28 protein-coding genes are annotated in these 26,080 nt (G+C 61.6%); 8 read left to right on the top strand and 20 right to left on the bottom strand.

Features of this window, described 5'->3' with window-relative positions:
- Window positions 1-103 precede the first annotated feature (103 nt).
- The 4 genes from ACIPL0_RS15645 to ACIPL0_RS15630 all read right to left on the bottom strand — a co-directional run bounded on the left by ACIPL0_RS15645 (window position 104) and on the right by ACIPL0_RS15630 (window position 3,062).
- Entirely contained in the window at window positions 104-598 is a 495-nt protein-coding gene (locus ACIPL0_RS15645) for a universal stress protein (protein ID WP_400598424.1), read from the bottom strand.
- A 96-nt stretch (window positions 599-694) separates the two neighbouring features.
- Window positions 695-1,615, bottom strand: coding sequence for a 5'-nucleotidase (locus tag ACIPL0_RS15640; protein ID WP_400598422.1), 921 nt, complete (start codon window positions 1,613-1,615; stop codon window positions 695-697).
- A gap of 143 nt (window positions 1,616-1,758) precedes the next feature.
- Window positions 1,759-2,715, bottom strand: coding sequence for a putative 2-dehydropantoate 2-reductase (locus ACIPL0_RS15635; protein ID WP_400598421.1), 957 nt, complete (start codon window positions 2,713-2,715; stop codon window positions 1,759-1,761).
- Window positions 2,716-2,726: 11 nt separating this feature from the next.
- Window positions 2,727-3,062: a thioredoxin gene (locus ACIPL0_RS15630; protein WP_400598420.1), complete on the bottom strand. Its 336-nt coding sequence runs from the start codon at window positions 3,060-3,062 to the stop codon at window positions 2,727-2,729.
- Window positions 3,063-3,317: 255 nt separating this feature from the next.
- Between ACIPL0_RS15630 and ACIPL0_RS15625 the strand changes: the two genes are divergently transcribed.
- Window positions 3,318-4,391 (top strand): 3-deoxy-7-phosphoheptulonate synthase, encoded by a 1,074-nt coding sequence (locus ACIPL0_RS15625; protein ID WP_400598418.1) that lies wholly within the window; start codon window positions 3,318-3,320, stop codon window positions 4,389-4,391.
- A gap of 79 nt (window positions 4,392-4,470) precedes the next feature.
- On the opposite strand, the gene ACIPL0_RS15620 is transcribed toward ACIPL0_RS15625, so the two are convergent.
- Window positions 4,471-4,752, bottom strand: coding sequence for a GNAT family N-acetyltransferase (locus ACIPL0_RS15620; RefSeq protein ID WP_400598415.1), 282 nt, complete (start codon window positions 4,750-4,752; stop codon window positions 4,471-4,473).
- 670 nt (window positions 4,753-5,422) lie between these two features.
- On the opposite strand from ACIPL0_RS15620, the gene oprI reads away from it, so the two are divergent.
- A complete protein-coding gene (gene oprI, locus ACIPL0_RS15615; RefSeq protein WP_025113130.1) occupies window positions 5,423-5,674 on the top strand; it encodes an outer membrane lipoprotei OprI in 252 nt (83 codons plus the stop codon).
- Window positions 5,675-5,825: 151 nt separating this feature from the next.
- On the opposite strand, the gene ACIPL0_RS15610 is transcribed toward oprI, so the two are convergent.
- The 3 genes from ACIPL0_RS15610 to ACIPL0_RS15600 form a co-directional block, all read right to left on the bottom strand.
- The gene (locus ACIPL0_RS15610; RefSeq protein WP_400598413.1) at window positions 5,826-6,797 is read right to left on the bottom strand and encodes a L,D-transpeptidase family protein; all 972 of its coding nucleotides are present in this window, start codon (window positions 6,795-6,797) and stop codon (window positions 5,826-5,828) included.
- Window positions 6,798-6,881: 84 nt separating this feature from the next.
- Window positions 6,882-7,178 (bottom strand): hypothetical protein, encoded by a 297-nt coding sequence (locus ACIPL0_RS15605; RefSeq protein ID WP_400598412.1) that lies wholly within the window; start codon window positions 7,176-7,178, stop codon window positions 6,882-6,884.
- An 85-nt stretch (window positions 7,179-7,263) separates the two neighbouring features.
- Window positions 7,264-7,869, bottom strand: a complete 606-nt coding sequence (locus tag ACIPL0_RS15600) for an arylesterase (RefSeq protein ID WP_400598410.1) — start codon at window positions 7,867-7,869, stop codon at window positions 7,264-7,266.
- Between the two features lie 10 nt (window positions 7,870-7,879).
- Here ACIPL0_RS15600 and ACIPL0_RS15595 point away from each other — a divergent pair, with 10 nt between their 5' ends.
- The 3 genes from ACIPL0_RS15595 to greB all read left to right on the top strand — a co-directional run bounded on the left by ACIPL0_RS15595 (window position 7,880) and on the right by greB (window position 11,650).
- Window positions 7,880-8,563 carry an ABC transporter ATP-binding protein gene (locus ACIPL0_RS15595; protein WP_400598408.1) on the top strand — a complete coding sequence of 228 codons (684 nt, stop codon included), beginning with the start codon at window positions 7,880-7,882 and terminating at the stop codon, window positions 8,561-8,563.
- The gene (locus ACIPL0_RS15590; protein WP_400598406.1) at window positions 8,563-11,076 is read left to right on the top strand and encodes an ABC transporter permease; all 2,514 of its coding nucleotides are present in this window, start codon (window positions 8,563-8,565) and stop codon (window positions 11,074-11,076) included. The genes ACIPL0_RS15595 and ACIPL0_RS15590 overlap by 1 nt, the downstream gene beginning before the upstream one ends.
- An 85-nt stretch (window positions 11,077-11,161) precedes the next feature.
- A complete protein-coding gene (gene greB, locus ACIPL0_RS15585; RefSeq protein WP_400598404.1) occupies window positions 11,162-11,650 on the top strand; it encodes a transcription elongation factor GreB in 489 nt (162 codons plus the stop codon).
- 87 nt (window positions 11,651-11,737) lie between these two features.
- On the opposite strand, the gene ACIPL0_RS15580 is transcribed toward greB, so the two are convergent.
- The 10 genes from ACIPL0_RS15580 to ACIPL0_RS15535 all read right to left on the bottom strand — a co-directional run bounded on the left by ACIPL0_RS15580 (window position 11,738) and on the right by ACIPL0_RS15535 (window position 20,776).
- Window positions 11,738-12,514 carry a transporter substrate-binding domain-containing protein gene (locus tag ACIPL0_RS15580; RefSeq protein WP_400598402.1) on the bottom strand — a complete coding sequence of 259 codons (777 nt, stop codon included), beginning with the start codon at window positions 12,512-12,514 and terminating at the stop codon, window positions 11,738-11,740.
- A gap of 31 nt (window positions 12,515-12,545) precedes the next feature.
- Complete coding sequence (locus tag ACIPL0_RS15575) at window positions 12,546-13,721, bottom strand: M20 aminoacylase family protein (protein WP_400598400.1); 1,176 nt, start codon at window positions 13,719-13,721, stop codon at window positions 12,546-12,548.
- A 69-nt stretch (window positions 13,722-13,790) separates the two neighbouring features.
- Window positions 13,791-14,558: an ABC transporter ATP-binding protein gene (locus ACIPL0_RS15570; protein WP_400598398.1), complete on the bottom strand. Its 768-nt coding sequence runs from the start codon at window positions 14,556-14,558 to the stop codon at window positions 13,791-13,793.
- Window positions 14,559-14,569: 11 nt separating this feature from the next.
- The gene (locus ACIPL0_RS15565; protein ID WP_400598480.1) at window positions 14,570-15,283 is read right to left on the bottom strand and encodes an ABC transporter permease; all 714 of its coding nucleotides are present in this window, start codon (window positions 15,281-15,283) and stop codon (window positions 14,570-14,572) included.
- Between the two features lie 2 nt (window positions 15,284-15,285).
- Window positions 15,286-15,975, bottom strand: coding sequence for an ABC transporter permease (locus tag ACIPL0_RS15560; protein WP_400598396.1), 690 nt, complete (start codon window positions 15,973-15,975; stop codon window positions 15,286-15,288).
- Between the two features lie 92 nt (window positions 15,976-16,067).
- A complete protein-coding gene (locus ACIPL0_RS15555) occupies window positions 16,068-16,838 on the bottom strand; it encodes an ABC transporter substrate-binding protein (RefSeq protein WP_400598394.1) in 771 nt (256 codons plus the stop codon).
- Between the two features lie 88 nt (window positions 16,839-16,926).
- Complete coding sequence (gene hutH, locus ACIPL0_RS15550; protein ID WP_400598392.1) at window positions 16,927-18,495, bottom strand: histidine ammonia-lyase; 1,569 nt, start codon at window positions 18,493-18,495, stop codon at window positions 16,927-16,929.
- 70 nt (window positions 18,496-18,565) lie between these two features.
- The gene (locus ACIPL0_RS15545; protein WP_400598478.1) at window positions 18,566-19,381 is read right to left on the bottom strand and encodes a phytanoyl-CoA dioxygenase family protein; all 816 of its coding nucleotides are present in this window, start codon (window positions 19,379-19,381) and stop codon (window positions 18,566-18,568) included.
- 122 nt (window positions 19,382-19,503) lie between these two features.
- A complete protein-coding gene (fghA, locus tag ACIPL0_RS15540) occupies window positions 19,504-20,352 on the bottom strand; it encodes an S-formylglutathione hydrolase (protein WP_400598390.1) in 849 nt (282 codons plus the stop codon).
- Window positions 20,353-20,392: 40 nt separating this feature from the next.
- Window positions 20,393-20,776, bottom strand: a complete 384-nt coding sequence (locus ACIPL0_RS15535) for a VOC family protein (protein ID WP_400598388.1) — start codon at window positions 20,774-20,776, stop codon at window positions 20,393-20,395.
- 225 nt (window positions 20,777-21,001) lie between these two features.
- Here ACIPL0_RS15535 and ACIPL0_RS15530 point away from each other — a divergent pair, with 225 nt between their 5' ends.
- Window positions 21,002-21,898, top strand: coding sequence for a LysR substrate-binding domain-containing protein (locus ACIPL0_RS15530; protein WP_400598386.1), 897 nt, complete (start codon window positions 21,002-21,004; stop codon window positions 21,896-21,898).
- 30 nt (window positions 21,899-21,928) lie between these two features.
- Here the strand turns inward: ACIPL0_RS15530 and ACIPL0_RS15525 are convergent, their stop codons facing one another.
- Window positions 21,929-23,023: an alkene reductase gene (locus ACIPL0_RS15525; RefSeq protein WP_400598384.1), complete on the bottom strand. Its 1,095-nt coding sequence runs from the start codon at window positions 23,021-23,023 to the stop codon at window positions 21,929-21,931.
- Window positions 23,024-23,416: 393 nt separating this feature from the next.
- Here ACIPL0_RS15525 and yghU point away from each other — a divergent pair, with 393 nt between their 5' ends.
- Both yghU and gstA read left to right on the top strand, forming a co-directional pair.
- Window positions 23,417-24,286, top strand: coding sequence for a glutathione-dependent disulfide-bond oxidoreductase (gene yghU / locus ACIPL0_RS15520; RefSeq protein ID WP_400598382.1), 870 nt, complete (start codon window positions 23,417-23,419; stop codon window positions 24,284-24,286).
- Window positions 24,287-24,321: 35 nt separating this feature from the next.
- Window positions 24,322-24,933, top strand: coding sequence for a glutathione transferase GstA (gene gstA / locus ACIPL0_RS15515; RefSeq protein WP_400598380.1), 612 nt, complete (start codon window positions 24,322-24,324; stop codon window positions 24,931-24,933).
- 62 nt (window positions 24,934-24,995) lie between these two features.
- Here the strand turns inward: gstA and ACIPL0_RS15510 are convergent, their stop codons facing one another.
- Window positions 24,996-25,907 (bottom strand): LysR family transcriptional regulator, encoded by a 912-nt coding sequence (locus tag ACIPL0_RS15510; protein WP_400598379.1) that lies wholly within the window; start codon window positions 25,905-25,907, stop codon window positions 24,996-24,998.
- Between the last annotated feature and the right edge of the window lie 173 nt (window positions 25,908-26,080).

Raw genomic sequence — 26,080 nt, 5'->3', positions numbered from 1 at the left:
TAACTGGATTAATGGTCAGAAGACAAAGCTAGAACTTTTTATCACTTTTATTCTGTAATGGCACGCTGCTTTTAACGCCCCCTGCCGTTTTCCCGGTTTACGTTCAGCGAACAGCGCGGTTTTGCAGCATCGGCACCATGTACACCGGCACTTCGGACAGCTGCAGCACCCGCGCTGCGGTGCGTCCGATCGGGGTATCCCCGACGGTGCCGTGGCTGTGACTGCCGACCACCAACAGATCGACCTCAAGCCGGCCGGCCTGTTCGAGTATCACGTTGGAAGGATCGCCCTGAACCACCCGTACGCTGCGGATCAGCTCAAGGTCCCGATTGTCTTCCCCCAACTCGTCGCGAAAACTGGTGAGTACCTGCGATTCGATACCTTCGATCACCGTGTTGATACCCTCGCTATGCAGCTCCCGAAGCACGTCCTCATCCAGGTAACTCTGCAGCAGCGATTCGGCAAACAGCCCCATGGGTTCGACCACGTGAATCACATGAAGCTCGGCATTGAAGGTCCTGGCCAGCGCCAGCGCATGCTGCAACACGTAGGGCGCGTAAAGTCCGAGGTCGGTGGCATAAAGCATCGAGCGAATCATGGGACCTCCGGGCAGCCACGACGGGTGCAGACACGATTGAGAGTAGCAGCGCGCCGGAAAATCAGGCGGCCCGCTACAGCTTTTCGGTCTAAAGGTTCACTGTTTTAGCTCGTTGCTGATGCCATGGGGGACATGGCCGGTCGCCACGACTTCGCGGGCTTTTTCGCAGTGACCGGGTTGATCGTCGAAAAACACGTCGGCGGCAAAGGCTTCCAGAAAGGCCGATTTTTCCAGACCGCCGAGAAACAGCGACTCGTCCAGGCGGATGTCCCACTCGCGCAGCGTGCGAATGACCCGCTCATGGGCCGGTGCCGAGCGAGCGGTGACCAGCGCCGTGCGGATCGGACAGGATTCTTCGGCAAACTCGCGCTGCAACAGGTTCAGCGCCGCCAGAAAAGGCTTGAACGGCCCACCTGGCAAGGGCTGACGAGCCGCCTCGCGCTCGCTGGCCTGAAACGCCGCCAGACCGCCGCTCTGGTAAATGCGCTCCGATTCGTCGGAAAACAGCACCGCATCACCGTCGAAGGCAATCCGTAACTCGGCACTGGCCGCACGCCGGGCGCCGCCGGAAAGAATGGTGGCGGCGGCGAAACCCGCGTCCAGAGCGCTGCGCACGTCCTCGGCATGGGTGGAAAGGAACAGATGGCTGCCAAAGGCCGCCAGATAAGGAAACGGGCTGCGTCCACCGACAAACGCCGCCCGCGAAATATCCAGCCCGTAATGCTGGATCGAATTGAACACGCGCAACCCCGTGTCGGCACTGTTGCGCGAAACCAGAACCACCTCGACCCGCGACTGACTGAGGCTGCCGTTGAGGCTGAGCAGTTTTTCCACCAACTGAAACGCATCGCCTGGCTGCAGCACTTCGTCTTCGTGGTCGATCTGGTATTGGCGGTACGCCGCCACCCCGTCGGCCATGTAGATCTCGTGGCTTTCCCGCAAATCGAACAGCGCCCGCGAGGAAATGGCCAGCACCAGCTTGTTGCTCGCGGTTTTCAGGGTCAGATCATTGGCCATGGGTGCTCTCCTTGAGACGGGAAGAATGCGTGAAACCTTGTGGGAGCGAATTCATTCGCGATGCGTTGTGCCGGTCACGGCAAACTCTGCGGATGTTCCGGCGCCTCGCGAACGAATTCGCTCCCACAAATAGCAAAACGCTTTCAGCGATTGTTGCGGTCGATGAATGCCAGGGCGTGATAGAGCGCACGGATCTTCGGCATATCGCAACCAGCCGCCAATGCGGCCGCCAGCGGTCTGGCGTAAATGGCCTCCAGCTCCAGCGGGCGCTTTTCAAGAAAGTCGTGGTACATGCTCGGCCTGTAATCCGGCATGTGCCCGGTGACCTTGAAAAGCTGCTCGGCATAACCCTCCGGCAATTCATGGCCGCACGCCTCGGCGCCCTGCACCACTTCGGCCATCAGCCCCTGAATCAGTTCGCGGCTGTCCTCGTCTGCCATCAGTGGCGTGGTACTGGCATTGAGCAACACCGAAAGGCCGTTGTAGGGCACGTTCCACACCAGTTTCTGCCAACGCGCCTTGTCCAGATTGTCCATGGCCACCGATTCGATCCCGGCAGCGTGGAACAGTGCCGCGCCCTGCTCGACAATCTGCAGGCTAGCCGCAGCGTCAACAGCTGGGCCGCTGTGATAGCCGATGTTGACCGCACCGAATGCCTGGTGGGTGACCTGTCCGGGGCCGGTGCGGTGCACGCAGATAAAGCACAGACCACCCAGCAGATGCAGCGAGTCCGGCAGCAAGGCGCGCAGTTCGTCTTCCACCGCGAGACCGTTCTGCAACAGCAGCACTTTGGCATCGGCTGCAGCCGCTTCGATGATGGCCGGCGCAAGGTCGCCGTTGCTGGTGGTCTTGGCGCCGACCAGCAGCCAGTCGCAGGGCGGCATGTCGGCCGCCGAGGAATAAGCCTGAACATTGTCCAGGGTCAGCAGACCATGGACCTGACTGTCGATACGCAGGCCGTTCTGCGACACCGCGCTGAACTCGCTGCGCAGCAAAAAATGCACGTCATAGCCGGCGCGCGCCAGCATCAGTCCATAAAAGCCGCCGATGGCACCGGTGCCGATGATGCCGATCCGGGGTTTGTGGCTGGTTTCGCTCATGGAGACTCCACTCAAGGTAATTCGTCTGGGGGCAGACCGAGGGCCTGATCGAGGCCAGCGGTGATGGCATCGACCGTCAGTTTGCTGCGCAGGCCGCCGTAGAACTCGCCGTCGCGCACGACAAACAGCGCAGGCAGGTGAAACACGCCATAACGCTGCACCGCTCCGCCGTTTTCTTCGGCATCGATCCAGCACAGGCGTTCGACCGGCAGCGGCTGTCCCGGCAAGTGATGTCGCGCCCAGCGACAACTGGAGCAGCCGACGCTGGTGAAAATCAGCAGCGAAGTGCCCGGCAGTGCCAGCAGTTGTCGGTCGATATCGAAATCGCTCAGTTGCAGTTGATCCACGTCTCTCCCCTCTCGCCTGGCTGCACACTATATCGCCGCCACCGGCGTGATTGACACCTCCGGCACCCTGTCCGCCAGCCCGCAAACGAGAAATCGCCCGCCAATGCCCCGCCGGTTGGACGAAAGCGGTGTTTACCCATTGTCGAACCCCCGGCTAACGCGCTAAGGTTCGGCTCCCCCGCTGCGCTCAATCTTGCTCGGCTCCGCCGCTCGGGGACATTGGCGGCCAGCATCCGTGACCTGATGAGTAACACGATGGCCGATTTACCGATTGACGACCTCAACGTTGCCTCCAATGACACGCTGATCACCCCTGATCAGCTCAAGCGCGAAATTCCGCTCACTGCCGCCGCTCAGGCGACCGTCAGCAAGGGCCGCGAAGTCATCCGCAACATTCTCGATGGCAAGGACCACCGCCTGTTCGTGGTGATCGGGCCGTGCTCGATCCACGACATCAAGGCTGCCCACGAGTACGCCGACCGCCTCAAGGCGCTGGCTGCGGAAGTTTCCGACACCCTGTATCTGGTCATGCGCGTCTATTTCGAGAAACCACGGACCACCGTGGGCTGGAAAGGCCTGATCAACGACCCGTACCTGGACGACTCGTTCAAGATCCAGGATGGCCTGCACATCGGTCGCCAGCTGCTGCTGGACCTGGCTGAAAAAGGCCTGCCGACCGCCACCGAAGCACTGGACCCGATCTCTCCGCAATACCTGCAGGATCTGATCAGTTGGTCGGCCATCGGCGCGCGCACCACCGAATCCCAGACTCACCGCGAAATGGCTTCCGGCCTGTCTTCGGCTGTCGGCTTCAAGAACGGCACCGACGGCGGCCTGACCGTTGCCATCAACGCGCTGCAGTCGGTGTCCAACCCGCACCGCTTCCTCGGTATCAACCAGGAAGGCGGCGTGTCCATCGTCACCACCAAGGGCAACGCCTACGGTCACGTGGTGCTGCGCGGTGGCAACGGCAAACCGAACTATGACTCGGTGAGCGTTGCTCTGTGCGAGCAGGCGCTGGCCAAGGCGAAGATCAAGCCGAACATCATGGTCGACTGCAGCCACGCCAACTCCAACAAGGACCCGGCGCTGCAACCGCTGGTGATGGAGAACGTCGCCAACCAGATCCTGGAAGGCAACGAATCGATCATCGGTCTGATGGTGGAAAGCCATTTGAACTGGGGTTGCCAGGCCATTCCGAAGGATCTCGCCGACCTGCAGTACGGTGTTTCCATCACCGACGCCTGCATCGACTGGGACGCCACGGAGAAGACCCTGCGCAGCATGCACGCGAAACTGAAAGACGTGCTGCCCAAGCGCAAGCGTTGATCCCGCGCAGAAACGACAACGCCGAGCATCTGCTCGGCGTTTTTCATGGTGACGCGGTATGGCTACGGCATGAAGCGGGTCAGATCTTGGCGGCCTGACGCTGATTGCGCTCCATGTAGCGCTCTACATAAGAGCATGACGGAATGACGGTGTAACCCATGCTGTCGGCGTAATCGAGAGCCACTTCGGTCAGGGCCGCAGCAATGCCTCGCCCCCGCAGCGCATTGGGTACGAACGTACGATAGATATCCAGGGTCTGTTTCCCCAGATCCATGTACGTCAGATAAGCACGGTGACCGTCGATGTGAATCTCGAACTGGTGACCGGTCTTGTCATGGTGGATGGACAACGCCTCGCTCATCACTACTCCTCGCGGGTCTTGGATTTTGACCCTTACCTTACCGATGTTTTTCCGGCGAAGGAACCTCTACAGGCTTTAATGACAAAGGCTTCATCCTCGCCACGTTGTTCATCGGGCCTGTCTACGCCACCCCGTGCCTGATTTGGACACCGAGAAAAGCCTGGCTGTTCTCCAACAAATGAGCACCTGCAAATAGTAGGCGCCATTGCCGAATCTGCTCAAGCAAATCAACCGTAAAATGCGCTGCCGCACATCTGACCGGTCGGCCGGAATCGCCGGGAATGCCTGTTGAGACGTCGCCGTGCCAACCGAGTCACTTTGTGCGCAAGCAGACAAGCGCTCGCAACAATCATCGTCTATACAGAAAAGGCTGAAACACGCGGCAGAATCGCTTCACCATGGATTCGACGACAGACCGCCAGGCAGTGTGCAAAGGCCACCCCTGACCCGCGCACCGGCCCTGCCGATGAACGTATTTGTCTGACCGCGCTAGGTTTTTTCAGACAAAAAACGTGAGGATTCGCACGGAAGGCTTTCAAAGCAAAGAATTTTGTGCGGTTCTTGCGCTTAGTCCGTTTACTTACTACAAACAATGGGTACTATGTACGCCGGTCATTTTCTCATTTTCGAGAGATGATTAACTTGAAAGAAGTCCTTTAAGGGGAACACGATGAACAACGTTCTGAAATTCTCTGCTCTGGCCCTGGCCGCCGTTCTGGCTACCGGTTGCAGCAGCGCATCCAAAGAAACCGAAGCTCGTCTGACTGCTACTGAAGACGCAGCTGCTCGTGCACAAGCTCGTGCTGACGAAGCCTACCGCAAGGCTGATGAAGCTCTGGCTGCTGCTCAGAAAGCTCAGCAAACTGCCGACGAAGCCAACGAGCGCGCTCTGCGCATGCTGGACAAGGCAAGCCGCAAGTAATAATCCCTCGGGATTGTTGCTAAGCCGATCCGTCTTCGGGTCGGCTTTTTTATTGCCCGCGTGATGCCACCGGCAAACGTCAGGCAATAAAAAACCCGTCCACCCCACCCCGCTTTCGGCAGGGCACGGTGGACGGGTCTGGACGCAGCGCTTACTGCATCGTGGTAATCGGCGCGTCAGTCACTGCCGGCGCATTCGCGTTCGGCACCGCGATCTCGACAGGCAGACCGTCTTCGGCAGCCACCACGTCACGCACCTCATCCCAATTGACCCGCAGGCTGTTGGCCAGATCCTGACGCTTGAGCAGCGCGTTGATCACCGCGGTGTGCTTGTCGACCACCGAAGGGTTGCCGTTGTCGTCCAGCGGTGTGTGGGCTTCCAGGTAGACCTTGCCGCCACTGATACCGAACTTGTACGGCTCGTTCATGATCCGCACGCTGGTCCCGACCGGCACCATGCCTGCCATTTCCAGCACGTTGTTGTTGTACATGCGGAAGCAGCCGTGGCTGGTGCGCATGCCGATGCCGAACTTCTTGTTCGAACCGTGGATCAGGTAACCCGGCAGGCCGAGACCGAACTTGAACGGACCCAGCGGGTTGTCCGGACCGGCCGGCACCACGGCAGGCAGGATGTCGCCATCGGCGGCGTGTTCGGCGCGCACCGACGCCGGCGGCGTCCAGGTCGGGTTTGGCGTCTTGGCGGTGATCTTGGTGGTCGACACTGGCGAACCCCAGCCTTCACGGCCGATACCCAGCGGGAACGTGTACACCACGTTCTTGCCTTTCGGGTAGTAGTACAGACGGTACTCGGCGAGGTTGATGACGATGCCCTCACGCGGGCCCGGCGGCAGGATGAAACGGGTCGGCAGCACTACCTGAGTGCCGGCGCCCGGCAACCAGGCATCGACACCCGGGTTGGCGGCGATCATTTCCAGATAGCCCAGATCGTACTTGGTGCCCAGGTCGGCGAAGGTGTCTTCGTACTTGGCGGTGATGGTCTGCACCTGACCGATGATGTCTTCGCCAGGAGGCGGCAACGGGAACTCCAGAGCGGAGACAGGGCCGGCCGCACACAGTGCAGCAAGCGACAGACAGCGGGCAACGGCTGGAATGCGCGACAACATCCGGGGAATCCTTGGGTAAACGGTAGGCTTGAATGAGCGCGATTGTACACGCCCCCCGCCACGTTCGGGAGTGGGAGCGACGGCTTACAGCCCGGCGTCGATTTCCGGCCAGATCGGATGCATGCCCCGGCGCTGGGCATCGATGATCGCCCGGCACAGCGGACACAGGCGCTCGTCCTGGTAAATCGCCTGCTCGACCCCGGACCAGCGCGGTTGCGCCGGCAGCAAGGTGCCGCACAGCGTGCGGTCGGCGGAACCGGCCAGCTCCAGTTGCCGGGCCACCAGATGCACACGCACTTCCTGGCAGGCGAACAGGTCGAGCTGCTCATCGGGCTCGATCAGTTGATAGGCATACAAGGACCAGGCGGGACGGCGCGACATCGGGGGCTCCAGACAGGGGGCGCAACATTAGCCGAAAGCCCCCGTCCAGAAAAGGTCTGAAAGCCTTTAAATTCGCGGTTTTGAACTAAAGAAGCGGTTTGAGTTGCGGCCACACGTTATCGAGCAATCGTGGCTGGGCATTGGCCGCTGGATGCAGACCGTCGGCCTGAGTCAATTCCGGGACGCCGCCCACCCCCTCAAGCATGAACGGCACCAGCGCCACCTGCTTTTCGGAGGCCAGTTCGCCGTACACCTGCTTGAACGCCTCGGTGTAGCGCGCGCCGTAGTTGGGCGGAATCTGCATGCCGAGCAGCAGCACCTTGGCGCCGGCGGCGCGGGAGCTGTCGATCATCGATGCAAGATTTTGTTTCAATTGTGCCGGAGGCTGCCCACGCAGGCCGTCGTTGCCGCCCAGTTCGAGGATTACCAGGTCCGGCTTGTGCTCTGCAAGCAGCGCCGGCAGCCGCGCCTGGCCACCTGCACTGGTGTCGCCGCTGACCGAGGCATTGACCACTTTGTCCTTGTAGCCCTGCTCGGCCAAGCGTTGTTCCAGCAGGCTGACCCAGCCCACGCGGGTATCCAGGCCAAAAGCCGCGCTGATACTATCGCCAACGATCAGCACCGTGCCTGCCATGGCTCCTTGAGACAACAGCAGCAACCCCAGGCCAGCACTTAAAAACCACGCACGCATCGGATTCTCCATGAGCGAAAGTATTCTCAGTGCCCGGAACCTCAGCAAAGTGGTCCCCAGCACCAAAGGTGACCTGACCATCCTGCACGAACTCTCGCTGGAACTGAACAAGGGCGACACCCTGGCCATCGTCGGCGCATCGGGTTCGGGCAAGTCCACCCTGCTCGGCCTGCTGGCCGGTCTGGACCTGCCCAGCGCCGGTTCCGTGGTGCTCTCCGGGCGCAACCTCGGCGAGCTGGATGAAGACCAGCGCGCCCGGGTACGCGCCGAGCATGTCGGCTTCGTGTTCCAGTCCTTCCAGTTGCTCGACAGCCTCAACGCCCTGGAAAACGTCATGCTGCCCATGGAGCTGGAAGGCCGCAAGGACGCCCGCGAACGTGCCCGGCACTTGCTGGAACGGGTCGGTCTGGGCCAGCGCCTGACCCACACGCCACGCCAGCTGTCCGGCGGCGAGCAGCAGCGGGTCGCCATCGCCCGCGCCTTTGCCGCGGACCCCGACGTGCTGTTCGCCGACGAACCCACCGGCAACCTCGACAGCCACACCGGCGAGCGCATCAGCGATCTGCTGTTCGAGCTGAACCAGGAACGCAATACCACGCTGGTGCTGGTCACCCACGATGAACGCCTGGCCCATCGCTGCCGGCGCCTGATCCGTCTTGAAGGTGGCCGCACGGTCGCCCCTCTGGAGCCTTGATGGCACGCTTGCCGTTTGTTCGTCTGCTCAGCCTCGCCGCCCGCCAACTGCTGCGCGACGCCCGCGCCGGTGAGCTGCGGGTGCTGTTCTTCGCGCTGGTGGTCGCCGTGGCCGCCAGCACCGCCATCGGCTATTTCGGTTCGCGCCTGAACAGCGCCATGCTGCTGCGCGCCACCGAGTTTCTCGGCGCCGATCTGATCCTCAGCGGCTCGACTCCGGCTACTCCGGCGCAGATCGAAGCCGGTACCGCGCAAGGGCTCGACCATTCGCAGATCGTGATTTTTTCCAGCGTGGTCGCCACCGACAACGGCATTCAACTGGCCAGCGTCAAGGCGGTGGACGCGGCCTACCCGTTGCGCGGCGAGCTGAAAAGCGCCGACGCCCCGTATCAGCCCGAGGTCAGCGGCGGCGAGCCACAACCCGGCGAGGCCTGGGCCGAGGCGCGGGTGCTGGTGGCGCTCAACCTGAAGGTCGGTGACAGCATCGACGTCGGTTCCACCAGCCTGAAACTGACCCGCGTGCTGACCTACGAGCCCGACCGCGCTGGCAACTTCTACAGCCTGACGCCACGGGTGATGATCAACATGGCCGATCTGGCGGCGACCAAGGTGGTGCAACCGGGCAGCCGGGTCAGCTTCCGTGACTTGTGGCGCGGCACGCCGGAGCAACTGGCAGCCTATCGCAAGGCCGTAGAGCCGGGTCTTGCCGCCAACCAGAAAATCGACGACGCCCGCGACGGCAACCAGCAGATTGGCGGCGCCTTGGGCAAAGCCGAGCGTTACCTGAACATGGCCAGTCTGGTCGCCGTGCTGCTGGCCGGTGTGGCGGTGGCGCTGTCGGCCGCGCGTTTTGCCGTGCGCCGCTTCGACGCCAGTGCGCTGCTGCGTTGTCTGGGCTTGTCGCGCAACGAAGCGCTGCTGCTGTTCGGCCTGCAACTGGCAATGCTCGGTCTTGTCGCAAGCGTGGCCGGCGCCCTGCTCGGCTGGCTGGCGCAACTGGGGTTGTTCCATCTGCTGGAAAATCTGCTGCCGGCCGAAGTGCCGCCGGGTGGCTGGCTGCCAGCGCTGGCCGGCATCGGCACCGGGCTGGTCGCCCTCGCCGGTTTCGCCTTGCCGCCGCTGGCCGCACTGGGCCGCGTACCGCCATTGCGGGTATTACGCCGGGACATGCTGCCGATTCCGGCGAGCACCTGGCTGGTCTACGGCGCTGCGCTGCTGGCGCTGGGGCTGATCATGTGGCGCCTGAGCCTAGACCTGCTGCTGACCTTCGCCCTGCTCGGTGGTGGCCTGATCGCCGCGCTGATCCTCGGCGGCATTCTCTTGCTGGCGCTGAAAAGCCTGCGTCGCCTGCTGGCCGGTGCCTCACTGCCATGGCGGTTGGGTCTGGGGCAACTGCTGCGCCATCCGATGGCCGCCGCCGGACAATCCCTGGCCTTCGGCCTGATCCTGCTGTCCATGGGGCTGATCGCGTTGCTACGCGGCGAGCTGCTCGACACCTGGCAAAACCAGTTGCCCAAGGACGCGCCGAACTATTTCGCGCTGAATATCCTGCCCACCGAGCGTGACCATTTCGCCGAGCGCATGAGTCAGCTGTCGACCCACCGCGCGCCGCTGTACCCGATGATTCCGGGGCGCCTGATGACCATCAACGGCGAGGCGGTCAGCCATTTCGTGACCAAGGACTCGCGCGGTGAAAACGCCACACAGCGCGACCTCAACCTGACCTGGGCCGCCGACCTGCCGGAAGGCAACAGCATCACCGAGGGCCAGTGGTGGAACAGCGATCAACCGCCAGCGGCCGATGCCGTGCCGGGTGTGTCGGTGGAAACCAAGCTGGCGAAAAGCCTGAACATGAAGCTCGGCGACACGCTCGGCTTCGTCATCAACGGACAGCAGAAAGAGGTCAAGGTCACCAGCCTGCGCGACATCAACTGGGACACCTTCCAGCCCAACTTCTTCATGATCTTCCAGCCCGGCACGTTGCAGGACGTGCCGACGACTTACCTGACCAGCTTCTATCTGGCGCCGGGCAACGACCAGCAAATCGTCGAGCTGTCGCGGGCCTTCCCGGCAGTGACCATCCTGCAGGTCGAAGCGCTGCTGGAACAACTGCGCAGCATCCTCGATCAAGTCACCCTGGCGGTGCAGTACGTGCTGCTGTTCGTGCTGGCGGCGGGACTGGCGGTGCTGTTCTCCGGCCTGCAGGCGACCCTCGACGAGCGCATCCGCCAGGGCGCGCTGCTGCGCGCACTGGGCGCCAATCGCACCTTGCTGGTGAAGGCCCGGCGCATCGAGTTCGGTCTGCTCGGCGCGGTCAGCGGCGTGCTGGCGGCACTGGGCTGCGAGCTGGTGAGTTTCGTCCTGTACCGTTTCGCCTTCAGCCTGCAATGGCAGCCCCATCCGTGGTTGCTGGTGCTGCCGCTGATCGGCGCCCTGCTGGTCGGCGGCGCCGGGGTGTTCGGCACTCGCCGTGCGCTGAACGCCAGCCCGCTGCGGGTGCTGCGCGAAGGCTGATGGCCGAGACTCGGTGGCTGAGGGTTGACCGGGGCCATGTCGACGGCAAAGATGTGCCGTCGAACATGGACCATCGAGAAGCCCTTTGAGCACCAATATCTGTACCCGCGAAGGCCACACCGCGCTCAAGCAGGAGCTTGATCACCTGTGGCGCGTCTACCGCCCGGAAATCACCCAAAAAGTCGCCTGGGCGGCCTCGCTGGGTGATCGCAGCGAAAACGCCGATTACCAGTACAACAAAAAGCTGCTGCGCGAGATCGACCGCCGCGTGCGTTACCTGCGCAAGCGCCTGGAAGACATGCGCGTGGTCGACTATGCGCCGGAACAGGAAGGCCGGGTGTTCTTCGGCGCCTGGGTCGAGATCGAGAACGAAGACGGCGAAACCAAACGCTTCCGCATCGTCGGCTATGACGAAATCTATGGACGCATGGATTACATCTCTATCGACTCGCCGATGGCCCGCGCGCTGCTGAAAAAGGAAGTCGGCGACGAGGTGGTGGTGCACACCCCCACCGGCGAAGCGGTCTGGTACGTGGACAGCATCGTCTACGAAAAACCGCTCACCGCAGGCTGATCCCCTGACCGACAGCTGCTTCGGATTCAGGGTATCCGACAGGAAACCCTGAGACCCTCGCCGCCCCTTGCCACACCGTACAGCGCATCAATCGCCGTAAATGTCGTAGCTGAAGTATTTGCCGGCGATCTTGTCGTACTCGCCCGACTGTCGCACCGCCACGATGGACGCGTTGATCTTCTGCACCAGATCGTCCTCCCCCTTGCGCACGCCGATGGCGACGCCGTCGCCGATGATGCTCTTGTCGGTGATGGGCGCTCCCGCGAACCCGTAGCCCTCTCCGCGCGGCGTCTGCAGAAAGCCGATGTCACCTTGAACCGCCGCCTGAAAGGACGCTTGCAGGCGTCCGGTGATCAAGTCCTGAAAGATCTGATCCTGCGTCTGGTAGGACTGGATACGCGCACCTTTCGGCCCCCATGCGCTTTTCGCATAAGCTTCCTGAAGCGAACCCTGGATCACCCCGACCGACTTGCCCTTGAGCGAGTCGTCGCCGGGCAGAATGCCTGAATCGGACTTGGCGATCAGCGCCGACGGCGCCACGTAGATCTTGTTGGTGAAGTCCACCTGCTGACGGCGCACAGGCGTGGCACTGAACGCCGAGAGGATGGCGTCGAACTTCTTGGCCTTCAGCGCCGGGATCATGGAGTCGAAGTTCTGTTCGACCCACACGCACTTGACCTGCAGGTTTGCGCAGATCGCCTCGCCGAGATCGATGTCGAACCCGTTCAGCGAACCGTCCGGCATCTTCTTCTCGAACGGCGGATAACTGGGATCGACACCGAACTTCAGCGTGGGCTCGGCCTGAACGCCGAAGGCTACGAAGAGGGACGCCAGGGTGAGTGCTGATGCAATGGTCTTGTTCATGTCGGAGCCTCGCTCAACGGTGGTCAGTGGTTCACGCGCTTTTCTTCAGATACGACTCGGCCAGGCGGACCCAGAACTCGGCGCCGCGCATGAGGATGTCGTCGTTAAAGTCATACCGGGGATCGTGGATCATGCAGCCGCCCTCGCCGTCGCCATTGCCCAGAATCAGGTAACAGCCTGGGCGCTCACGCATGAACCAGGCGAAGTCTTCACTGGCATTGAAGGGCGGGATGTTTTCCAGCACCTCGTCGCTGCCCAGCCAGTCCCTCGCCACCCCTGCGGCGAATTCGGTGGCGGCGGGATCGTTCATCAGCACGGGATAGTCCGCGCTGTATTTGATTTCTGCCGAAGCGCCATAGCTGGCCGCCTGCATCTCGATCACCCGGGTGATGTCGATTTCCAGCCGGTCGCGCACCTGCTTGTTCAACGCTCGCACCGAAATGAGCATGTGCGCGCTGTCGGGAATCACGTTGGAGGCCTTGCCGGCGTGGATAGAGCCGACAGTGATCACACTCATTTCCTGCGGGGACACGGTTCTGGACACCAGGGTCTGCAAGGCCATGATGATGCTCGCGCACACCACGATCGGGTCGACCGCCAGATGCGGCATTGCGCCATGGCCGCCCTTGCCGCGAATGGTCACATCGACCTGATCGGCCGAGGCCATGAATGCCCCGGCACGAAAGCCGAAGGTGCCGGTCTTGTAGCCGGGCATGTTGTGCAGGGCAAACAGTGCATCACAGGGAAACTGGTCGAGCACGCCTTCTCTGATCATCTGCCGCGCCCCGGCCAGGCCCTCTTCGGCGGGCTGAAAGATCAGGGTCAGGGTGCCGTCGAAGTCACTGCGCTTCGCCAGGGCATAGGCCGCCCCCAGCAGCATCGCCGTATGGCCGTCGTGGCCGCAGGCATGCATCTTTCCGTCGAACTGACTGCGATACGGAAGCTGGGTGTGCTCATGGATCGGCAAGGCGTCCATGTCGGCACGCAACCCGATCTTGCGTATACCGCTGCCGCGTTTGAGCACCGCGACGACGCCGGTTCTGGCGATGCCCCGGGTCACGTCGTAGCCCCATGTGCCCAGGCGCTCGGCCACCAGATCGCTGGTCAGATACTCTTCGTAGCCCAGCTCCGGCCGGGAGTGAATCAAGTGGCGGATTTGCCGGATTTCATCCTGTACTTCAAGCAACTCGGGTATGACTGACAACATGGCTGTGCTCCCGCCGGGCTGACACTGGAAAACAAAAGGCTGAACAGAGGACAAGACTGTCTTCCACGGTTATTTCAGGCGCCCCGACAAGAACTGGCCCAGACGCTCACTGCGCGGCCGGGTCAACACCTCGGCCGGGTTGCCCTCTTCTTCCACCAGCCCCTTGTGCAGGAACATGACGTGGTTGGAGACATGGCGCGCGAAGCCCATTTCATGGGTGACCACGACCATGGTCCGGCCTTCTTCGGCCAGCGCCTGCATGACTTTCAGCACCTCCCCCACCAGCTCCGGGTCGAGGGCGGACGTCGGCTCGTCGAAGAGCATCACCTCCGGTTCCATGGCCAGGGCGCGAGCAATCGCGACCCGTTGCTGCTGGCCGCCCGACATGTGCGACGGGTACTTCTTTTCGACGTTTGCCGGCAGCCCGACTTTTTCCAGGTATTTGCGCGCCCGTTCCTCGGCCTCCCTGCGACCCAGGCCCAACGCCTGGATCGGCGCTTCGATGACGTTTTCCAGCACCGTCATGTGCTGCCAGAGGTTGAAGTGCTGAAACACCATCGCCAGCCGGGTTCGCACCCGTTGTAGTTGTCTGGGGTCGGCCACGATCATCGACCCTGAAAGCCCCTGCCGGGTCTTGATCTGCTCGCCGCTCACGGTGATTTTCCCGGCGCAGGGTTGTTCGAGAAAATTGATGCAGCGCAGGAAGGTGCTTTTGCCCGAACCGCTGGAGCCGATGATGCTGATGACATCGCCGGCCTTTGCATTCAGCGAGACGCCTTTGAGCACCTCGTGGGGGCCGTATTTCTTGTGCAGGTTTTCTACGCTCAGCTTGTACATCGTGCACTCCATCAATGTGTTTGCGGCTTCAGAAACGCCAGCCAGCGCGACTCACCCCTGCGGAACAGCCAGACCAGGCCGAACACCATCACGGCATAGAGCACCGCTGCGACACCGAAGGCTTCGAAGGTGGCGTAGGTTTCGGCATTGACGTCCCGCGCGACTTTCAGCAGGTCGGGAACGGTGGCGGTGAACGCCAGGGTCGTGGAGTGCAGCATGAGGATGACTTCATTGCTGTAGGCCGGCAGCGCGCGTCTCAGCGCAGAAGGCAGGATCACCCGTTTGTAGACCTTGAACGACGACAGACCGTACGCCCGCGCCGCCTCGATTTCGCCATAGGGCGTGGCGCGGATGGCCCCGGCGAAAATTTCGGTGGTGTAGGCACAGGTGTTCAAGGCGAACGCCAGCAACGTGCAGTTGAAACCCTCGCGGAAGAACGCATCCAGCAGCGGTTGATCGCGCACGTAGTGCAAGCTGTAGACGCCGGTGTAGAGCACCAGCAGCTGGATATACAGCGGCGTGCCTCTGAAGACATAGGTGTAGAACCACACGGGTCCGCGAATGAACGGATTCTTCGCCACCCGCGCCACCGACATCGGAATCGCCAGCAGGAAACCGATGGCGATGGTGGCAACCAGCAGCCACAGGGTCATGGCCACCCCGGACAGTTGATAGCCGTCCGACCACAGGTACGCTTTCCAGTATTGGGCGATGAACTCAGGCATGTTCATAGGTCCACCTTCCTTACACCTGCCGAATAGTGGACCTGCAGCCAGACCAGCGCGCCGTTGGACACGGTGGTGATCGCCAGATAGATGAGGCCACCGACCAGACTGAAGTAAAACAACTGCATCGAGCTTTTACCGGCGTCCTGGGTCACCTTGACGATGTCGGTCAGGCCGATGATGGAGACCAGTGCGGTCGCCTTGACGACCACCTGCCAGTTATTGCCGATGCCCGGCAAGGCGTAGCGCATCATTTGCGGGAACATGATTCTGCGAAACGCTTGCGTCGGCGTCAGGCCGTAGGCAATGGCCGCTTCATGTTGCCCGGCATGCACCGACTGATAGGCCCCTCGAAAGGTCTCGGTGAAGTAGGCCCCGTAGATGAAACCCAGGGTGATCACCCCGGCCAGAAAAGGGTTGATGTCGATCTGCTTGAAACCGAGTGCCTCGGTGATGTTGTTCAGGCCCATTTGCAGGCTGTAGAACAGCAACAGCATGATCACCAGATCAGGCACGCTGCGAATCAGCGTGGTGTAGGCCGTCGCTGCATTGCGCAGCAACCGGTTGTTTGACAGCTTGGCAGATGCGCCGATCAGCCCCAGCACGACTGAAAACAGCATGGACAGCAACGCCAGCTTGATCGTCGACAGTGTCCCGTCGAGGATCATCGACCCGAACCCTTCCAGAAACATGGCTCTCGTTCCTCTATGAAATGATCGTGCGCGACGGGCGTCCGTTGAACAGCGGACACCCATCACGGAATTCGGCAGAAAAGACCGCGAACTCAGTTGTAGATGTCGAACGAGAAATACTGGTCGGCCAGCTGTTTGTAGGTGCCATTTGCATGCAGCGCCTTGAGCGCGCCATTGAGGGCGGCCTCAAGCTCGTCGTCGCCCTTCCTCAAACCGATGGCGATGCCTTCGCCGAGGATCTTGTCGTCTTTGACTTCCGTTCTGGAGAAGGTGTAGCCCTCGCCCCTGGGGGTCTGGATGAAACCGATGTCCGCGACGGGCGCATCGGTAAGCGTGGCATCCAGGCGGCCGGACATCAGGTCCTGATAGACCAGATCCTGGGTCTGATAGGAGCGGATCACCACACCACTGGGTGCCCATGCCGATTTCATGTAGGCCTCTTGCGTGGTGCCTTGCGTCACGCCCACACGCTTGCCCTTGAGCGACTCGACCGTGGCGTCGAGGTCGCTGCCCTTCTTGACGATGAGTTTGGTCGGCGAGTTGTAAAGGCGATCGGAGAAATCGATCTGTTCCTTGCGTTTGTCGTTGATCGACAACGCAGACATGATTCCGTCGAATTTTTTCGCCCGCAATGCCGGAATGATGCTGTCGAACGACGTCTCGACCCATACGCATCTGGCCTTGAGCTGGGCGCAGATCGCGTTGCCCAGATCGATATCGAAACCCACGAGGCTGCCATCTGGCGCCTTGGACTCGAAGGGTGCGAATGTCGGGTCCACGCCGAACCTGATTTCGGTCAGATCCCTTGCCATGGCCCCGGACGAAACGACAGCGAATACCGTAGCTAACACAATCTTTTTCATATTTTTATCCTGCATAGCTAATCAATGGGTTTACGGGCAGTGCGTGTTGTCGGGCGCTGGCACTCAATCCGGTGCCATTGGCGCCTGCTCATCTCTGGTGATGTTCCTCGCGAAGGGCCGGTTGGCGGAGACTGGGCAGCAGGTTCGCCGGTATCAGCGTGTTCAGCACGCCACTGGCAATCAGGCCGCTGGCGACTTCGATGTCCGGCGAGAAGAAGCGGTCCTTGTCATAGAAAGACACCTGCGCTCTGAGCATGCTGCGGGCCTGTTCTAGGGTTGCCGAGGTCTTGAGACCGTCGCGCAGATCCAGCCCCTGACACGCCGCCAGCCACTCGACCGCAATCACGCCACGGGTGTTCTCGGCCATTTCCCACAAGCGTTTGCCGGCGGCCGGCGCCATGGACACATGGTCTTCCTGGTTGGCGGAGGTTGGCAGGCTGTCCACCGAATGAGGATGGGCCAGCGCCTTGTTTTCACTGGCCAGCGCCGCTGCGGTGACCTGGGCGATCATGAACCCGGAGTTGACGCCGCCGTTGCCCACCAGAAACGGCGGCAATCGGGACATGTGGCTGTCCATCATCAGCGCGATACGGCGCTCGCTGAGCGCGCCGATTTCAGCAATCGCCAGGGCAATGTTGTCCGCTGCCATCGCGACCGGTTCGGCATGAAAGTTACCGCCGGAAATGACATCGCCTTCAGCCGCGAACACCAGCGGGTTGTCGGAGACTGCGTTCGCTTCTGCCGCGAGGACGTCCGACGCCTGGCGCAGCTGGGTCAGGCAAGCGCCCATGACCTGGGGCTGGCAGCGCAGCGAGTACGGGTCCTGAACCTTGCCACAGGTGGCGTGGGACACACTGACTTCGCTGCTTTCGCCAAGTACGTCGCGGTAAGACGCCGCCACGTCGATCTGACCGCGCTGACCGCGAGCGGCGTGAATACGGGCATCGAACGGCGCTCGCGAACCGAGGCTCGCCTCCACTGTCAGGCTGCCGCACACGACCGCTGCGGCCAATGTATCCTCGGCTTCGAACAGCCCTCTGAGGGCGTAGGCAGTGGACACCTGCGTGCCATTCAATAGGGCCAGCCCTTCCTTTGCCGCGAGGGTAATCGGCGTGGCGCCAACGATGCTCAACGCCTCGACCGCGTCGATCCACTGACCGTTGTAGCGGGCCTTGCCTTCGCCCAGCAGCACCAGCGACATGTGCGCCAGCGGCGCGAGGTCACCCGACGCCCCCACCGAGCCTTTCAGCGGGATGTGCGGATAGACCTCGGCGTTCACCAACGCGATCAACAGATCGACCACAGACTGTCTGATGCCGGAGAAGCCACGGCTCAGGCTGTTGATCTTCAGCACCATGATCAGCCGCACCAGCGCGTCGGGCAGCGCCTCGCCGATGCCTGCGGCGTGGGACAACACCAGGGAGCGTTGCAGCAGTTCAAGGTCGGCCGTGGCGATGCGGGTCGATGCCAGCAGGCCGAAGCCGGTGTTGATGCCGTAGGCGGTCCGGCCTTCGTCGATGATCTGATTGACGCAACGGACACTGGCGTCGATGGCCGCGTGTGCGCTTGCGTCCAGGTTCAGTCGTGTCGGCGCGCCATATACGGCTCGCAATTGAGCGAGGGTCAGGGTGCCAGGGTTGAGAAGCAGCTCATTCATTTCAACGTACTCATCATGGGGCGAGGCGCAAGCAGGCTTCGCCCGGTCAATTGCAGCTTTCAGGGCTGGATCAGGGTTTGGACCAGAGCAGCGGGAAGCGCTGGTGTTCCATCCTGGCGCCTGCCGCGAGCTCGGCTTCGAGCCCCGGAAAGTCGGGAGAGGTCTTCCACTGCCGAGGCGCGTGGGTGATGTCATCACCGAGAAAGCGGACCGAGAAGGCACGCCGGCGCCGGTTGCCGCCGACCCCACCGGAGGCATGCAACGTGAGCATGTGAAAGAACACGACGTCGCCCGGATTGAGCTCCCAGCCCAGAATGTTCCAGGCGCTGCGATCCGCTTCGATATCCGGCAGGTCGCTCAAGGTGCCCTCGGGAAACCATTGCGCCTGGCTATCCATGAAGCTGCGGGGCATCAACCACGGTCCCAGATGCGAGCCGGCGACGAACTCCAGGGTCGACTCGCGGGCCACCGGATCGATCGGCATCCACATGCTGCAGTTCTGACGACCATCGACGTTGTAGTAGGGCTGATCCTGGTGCCACGGCGTGCGCTGACGTGTGCTCGCTTCCTTGACCAGCAAGTGATCGTGATACAGCCGGGCGGTGTCACTGCCCATCAGTTGCGCAGCCACCTGCCCTACCCGGCTTTCGAAGATGAAAGTCTTGTAGGCGCCGATGTCTTGCCAGTTGCAGAAGTCTTCGAAGAACTTGCCCGGATCGTCCGGACGACTGGCGACCTTGGCCCGCGGGCTGGGGTGTTTGAGGTTGTGTTCGATCCCCGTTTCCAGCAGCGCGACTTCTTCGGGAGAAAACAACTGACGAACGCATACGGCCCCGTCGCGTTGAAACGCCTCCACTGTTCCGGCAGGCAGTTTGAATGCTGACACTTTTTCCATCGCGCACCTCTAAGTCTGAACACTGCTTATTAAATGATTGTTCACTGTTCGTTCGCTGCCGTGCTGCTGTCCCACAGGCACAATTGAAACGCGGGCAAACGTCTTCGTTCGATTCAAACCGCTTGACTCACCAGCCGCTGGTGGTGATACCGAAGATGCTCTTCGATAAAAGAGGCGATGAAATAATGGCTATGGTCATAGCCCTGACGAACTCTGATATCGAGATCGCAACGGCTGCCGCTCATCGCGTCCAGTAACGTGCCCGGTTTGAGTTCCGTATCGAGGTATTCATCGTCGCTGCCAAAGTCGATGAGGATCGATAACGGTGAGGAACAGCCGGCCAGAAGCGCGGACGCATCCCAGGACAACCAGGCTTGCCGGTCGGTCCCCAAGTACCCGGAAAAAGCCCGTATTCCCCAGGCCGAACCGGCGGGATGGCAGACAGGTTCGAACGCCGAGATCGACTGATACTTCTGCGGGTTTCTCAGCGCACAGACCAACGCCCCATGTCCCCCCACCGAGTGCCCGGAAATGCCGCACCGACCCGATGTCGGAAAATGGCGGTCGATCAATTCGGGCAGTTCATTCACCACGTAGTCATACATGCGGTAATGATCGGCCCAGGGCGCTTCGGTGGCGTCGACATAGAACCCGGCGCCTTGCCCGAAGGCCCATTCATCGGCAGGCGAATCAGGCACTTCGCTGCCGCGGGGGCTGGTATCCGGCGCCACGATGATCAGGCCCAGTTCCGCGGCGACACGCAGCGCTCCCGCCTTTTGAACGAAGGTGTCTTCGTTGCCGGTCAGCCCCGCCAGCCAGTAAACCACCGGAAGTCGCCGGCTTTCCTCAGCCTGCGCTGGAAGAAACACGGCAAATGTCATCTCGCACGCCGTGCTGCGGGAGGCATGCCGGTACTTGTTCAACTGCCCGCCAAAGGCTTTGTTGCCGGAAATCAGTTCCATGAGCGTCTCTCGTGCTGGGGACGGTGCTGCACGTCGAGAATCAGACGGGCTTGAAGCAGTAGGCGGCGAGCTTGTTGCCGTCCAGGTCACGGGCATAGGCGGCGTAGGCATGCGGCGCCCAGCCACGCGGGCCCGGCGCGCCTTCGCAGATACCGCCTGCAGCGAGGGCAGCCTTGTGAAAGGCATCGATCGACGCGCGATCCGGGGCTTCAAAGCTGACAGTCACGCCATTGCCGACGCTGGCAGGCGCGCCATTGGCAGGCTTGAGCACAAAAAAGGAAGGTGCGGCGTCACCCCAGATCGAACCGTTGTTGTCCAGATCGGCAATCCGCTTCAGGTTCAACTTGCCCAGCACGTCGTCATAGAACGCGCGGGCTTTGTTCAAATCATTGGTACCGACACTTACGTGTGTATAAATGGCCATGTCCGCTTCTCTTGTAATTGTTATATCAGTGGCAATGTTGCGTTCGCCAAAAGTGCGTCCATGCCGGCATTGGAAACATTTCCGTTATTGAGCCGTTATGTTGTTTTTCAGGGTTTACTTACCACTTCCCGGTGAAGAAGCGCCCTGCCGATAACGTGAGCGGAGTATTGCTTTTTGCCGACAATAGGAAAAGAATATATTTCCTATTCTTGAGTATAAAATAAATTGATAGGGTTCTCGTTCAGACAGCTGGAGTACTTCGTGGCGGTTGCCGAACACGGGAGTATCAGTGCAGCGGCCAGGGCCCGGCACGTCTCCCAGCCATCGGTTTCCATCGCCATCTCGCAACTTGAAGAAACCCTCAATGACCGGTTGTTCCGCCGCCAGGTCAGCCGAGGGCTGGAGTTGACGCCCGCCGGCACCCGCTTGCTCAGCCAGGCGCGGGACATTTTGAGCATGGCGGCGGCCATGAGCGTGCAGGCCGACTCCCAACCTCAAGTGCTGCGCGGGAATCTGTCACTGATCTGCTTTCAGGACCTGGGCCCGTATTACGCGCCACGGTTGCTGTCGGGGTTTCGCAAGGCCCATCCCGAAGTGGAAGTCACTCTTTTCGAAACCGATCTGGCGGGCGTGCACCGCAGCATCAGCGCAGGTAAGGCGGAGCTGGCGCTGACGTACGATCTGGGCCTGGACTCGCAGCTGCCCAGGCAGGTGCTGGCAGAACTGAGACCGTACGCCTTGCTGTCCACGGATCACCGGCTGGCCAGCCGCGATGCGGTCTCGCTGCACGACCTCGCCCGGGAATGCCTGATTCTTGAAGACATCGCCCAGACCCGGGAGTATTTCCTGTCGCTGTTCTGGGCCCATGACCTGCAACCGCGCAGCCAGCAATACACCCAGACCTTTGAAATGCAGCGCGGCCTGGTGGCCCACGGCTACGGCGTGGCGCTGTCATGCACGCGACCTGCGGGTGACCACTGTTATGACGGCACCGCCCTGACCTGCCTGCCGGTGATAGAAGACGTGGCCCCCCAGCGGGTGGTGCTGGCCCAGTCGCGCGCCATGCACCCCTCACCCGTCGCGGAAGCGTTCGTCAGCTGGGTTGCCCAGGCCTGGCAATGACGACGTCGGCAGCGCCGCAGACACTCGTTGCTACGCCAGCGCGGCCGGATGGCCCGTCAGCGTCGGATAGTCGGTATAGCCTTCGGCGTCCTGGCTGTAATAGGTGTCCATATGGTCCTTGTTCAGCGGCGCACCGGTTTTCAGACGCTCGACCAGATCGGGGTTGGCCAGAAATGGCCGTCCGAAACTGATGGCGTCGGCAAGCCCGCTGTCGAGGTCGGCTTCGGCGCGTACCCGGTCATAGTCGCTGTTGAGCAGGATCGGCCCCTTGAAGTATTCGCGAATCAGAGGCGACAAGCGCGGCACGTCCGTCGCGCCGAACGTGCCGTCGGGACCCGGTTCACGCAACTCCAGAAAGGCGATGCCGATATCGTTCAGCATCCGGGCAGCGGCGCTGAACAACGGAGCGGGATCACTGTCGTCAACGCCGTAACTCTCGCCATTGGGAGACAGGCGAACGGCGGTGCGATCGGCGCCAACCGCTTCAGCCACCGCGCGCGTGACCTGCTCCAGCAGGCGTATGCGGTTTGTAACGCTGCCACCGTACTCGTCGGTGCGCCGGTTGGTCAGGTCGCGCAGAAACTGATCGATCAACTGACCATTGGCAGCGTGAATCTGCACACCGTCGAAACCGGCCGCAATGGCGTTGCGCGCCGCCGTCACATAGTCGGAGATGAGCGCCGGAATGTCTTCGACGGCCAGCGGCTTCGCGACTTCAAACGGCTTTTTGCCGTCATAGGTATGGGCCTCACCGGGCATTGCCGTGGCGCTGGACGAGACGGGATGCGAACCGGTGACGGCCGAGTGCGCCATGCGCCCCATGTGCCAGAGCTGCGCGATGATCAGACCGCCCTTTTCGTGGACGGCACGGGTGACCGGCTTCCAGGCCTGGACCTGCTGGTCGGACCACAGGCCGGGTGCATAAGGCCAGCCCACGGCCTGCCGCGAGATACCGGTAGCCTCGCCGATGATCAGCCCGGCGGACGCGCGCTGTGCGTAGTACTCGGCCATGATCGGCGTCGGCACATGTTCGCGCGTGCTACGGGCGCGGGTCAGCGGCGCCATGACGATGCGATTGGCGGCTCGCAGAGCGCCCAGGGAAAGAGGGTCGAAAAGTGTTGGCATGGGAAGTCCTGAATGGTGTCGCTGAGAAGTCGGAACTTGAACCACCGCACACTTGATGAGTGTAAAAGTGTGCAGGGCGCAATGCGGTTGTATTCATCAGTGCCGATTCAAACTAGCAACTTCAGAACAAGGCTTATAGCGCCACTTCGCGAATTCAATATTCAGGAGACCGAATAATATTGCACTTCTGCCGACCACAAAATTAACACCACTGACCATGGCATTGGCAGTGAATTCACATTGTTCAACAGGCTGAACAGTCAATTCGCGGCAAGCCCGTATATACGTATTTTGCGACTCGATAAAGTTTCGCCATTCCGCGCTTTCATGCAGAACGGCCCCTGACTTCATTGTTCAGAGACCCCGCAAACCGGGACTTTATGGAGTACCCCCATGACAGACAACGCCCTTGATAACCAACCCGCCGGCTATGTACCCGATAAGGTCTGGCAAGCGAAAACCGTATACGGCGGACAATTCGCCAGCATCAACCGCCCTGATTCCGGCGCCAGATTCGAACAGCCATTACCGGTGGGCAAGCACCCACTGCAGTTGTATTCCCAAGGCACACCCAACGGCCAAAAGGTGACGATTCTGCTGGAAGAGTTATTGGCGCTGGGTTATGCCGACGCCGAGTACGATGCGTGGCTGATCGACATTTTCAAGGGCGATCAGTTTGGCAGCGGCTTCGTCGAGATCAATCCCAATTCGAAGATTCCGGCGCTGGTGGATCACTCGACCGACCCGGCCATTACGGTGTTTGAAAGCGGTTCCATTCTTGTCTATCTGGCCGAACGCTTCGGCGCCTTTCTGCCAGCCGAGCCGCGAGCACGGACGCAGACGTTCAACTGGCTGATGTGGCAGATGGGCTCGGCGCCCTTCGTCGGCGGCGGCCTCGGCCATTTCTACGCCTATGCGCCGATCAAGATCGAATACGCCATCGACCGCTACGCCATGGAAACCAAGCGTCAGTTGCATGTGCTGGATACGCACCTGGCGTCCCACGAATACCTGGCGGGCGATCAGTACAGCATCGCCGACATGGCGGTCTGGCCATGGCATCCGGGCAGCCTGTTCGGGGTCTACGGCACCCACGAATTCCTCGCGGTCGAGCAATACACGCACCTGCTGCGCTGGTACCACGCCATCGCCGCACGCCCAGCCGTTGCGCGCGGCCGCATCGTCAATCGCACCTCCGGCGAACCGGGCACGTTTCTGCGCGAGCGTCACGATGCGGCCGATTTCGCACCGTTCATCTTCTAGTCGATATTTCGTTCACGTCAAAAACCGAGGTAACCATGAAGCTGTATTTCTCTCCGGGCTCCTGTGGCCTGTCTCCGCAAATCGCGCTGCGCGAGGCCGGGCTGGATTTCGAACTGGTCAAGGTCGACTTTGCCACCAAGCAAACGACTGAAGGCGACTACTACGCCGTGACGTCCAAGGGCTTCGTGCCGGCGTTGCAACTGGACGACGGCGACGTCATCACCGAAGGCGCGGTGATCCTGCAATGGATCGCCGATCACCGCCCCGAGCGTCAGCTGTTACCGGCGCCGGGCACCCGCCAGCGCTACAAGGCCATGGAGTGGCTGAACTACATCGCCACCGATCTGCACAAGGGCATGGCCGTGATGTTTTCGTCGTTCGTGGACGCCGCCTCCAAGGCCCGCTTCGCCGAAGGCAATCTGGCGAAGGTGTTCGCCAATGTCGACGCGCATCTCTCGACCAACGACTATGTGCTGGGCGAGCAGTTCTGCCTGGCCGATGCCTATCTGTACAACGTGCTGACCTGGCCTGCCCGGGTGAACATCGACATCTCGACCTATGCCGCCATCCAGCGTTTTCTGGCCCGCATGGAAGCGCGTCCCGCCGTGCGTGCGGCCCGGGCTGCAGAAGGTCTCGTGAGCGCCTGATCCGCCGGCGCCGGGGGCCTTGAATCTTCACCTGCGCCTTGCGCTGCGACCGCCCAGGGTGCTCAGCGCAAGGTGCCGGTGTTGGCGAACAGCTCGGCGACCCAGTCGACGAACACCCGCACCTTGGTCGAGAGATGACGATTCTCCGGGTACACCGCATAAACGGGCAGCGGCTCGTTGACCCAGTCCTCCAGCACCGGCACCAGACGCCCGTCCCGCACCCAGGGCGTCATCAGAAAACTGGCCATTTGCACGATCCCTAGCCCGGACAGGCCCGCCGCGGTATAGGCATAACTGTCGCTCAAGGCGATATGGCTGGTCAGCCCGACCTGAACGCGCTCCTCTTCCTGGGTGAAGTACCAGTCGAACATCTTGCCGGTGCGTGCGGAGAAGTAATTCACGCAATGGTGATCGACCAGATCGTTGGGGTGTAACGGGCGCCCATGGCGCTCAAGGTAAGCCGGCGATGCACAGGTAGCGTAGCGCATCGTGCCAACGCTGCGCGCGATCAGCCGTGAATCGGCCAACTGGCGGCCGCCGCGGATGGCGCAATCCACCCCCTCTTCCAGCAAGTCCACCGGACGGTCGCTGCAACCCAGCTCCAGGCGGATGTCCGGATAACGCGCGAAAAAATCCGCCAGCGCGGGAATGATCACTTCGCTGGCAAGCCCGGTAGGCGCATCGACCCGCAGGCGTCCCGACGGACTTTGGCGGTGGCGGGAGACGGATTCTTCGGCGTCGCGCACATCCGCGAGAATGCGCAGGCAGCGCTCGTAGAACGCGGCACCGTCGGCGGTGACGCTGACGTGTCGGGTCGTACGGTTGAGCAGCTTCACCGACAGCGATGCTTCCAGTGACTGTATGAGGGTGGTCACCGTGGCCTTGGGCAGCTTCAGGTTTTCCGCTGCGCGGGTGAAGCCGCCGGTGTCCACGACCTGAACGAAGACGTCCATCGCCAGCAATTTGTTGATCACGGTGCGTTCTCCTTCCCCTGCTGGACATCGCAGCACCACGAGTCTATCGCCGCCCCTTCGACAGCGGCGTTTCAGCCGCTGAAACTCACCCTTGCAGGCGCGGCGGGTACTGGAGGGCTCATCACGCAGATAGCATCGAGTCCGTCACAACGTAGGGATGCCCCCCGTGGATC

The organism is Pseudomonas sp. NPDC090208 (assembly GCF_044746785.1).
Classification (GTDB): Bacteria; Pseudomonadota; Gammaproteobacteria; order Pseudomonadales; family Pseudomonadaceae; genus Aquipseudomonas.
This window is presented reverse-complemented; position numbering and strand designations above follow the sequence as displayed.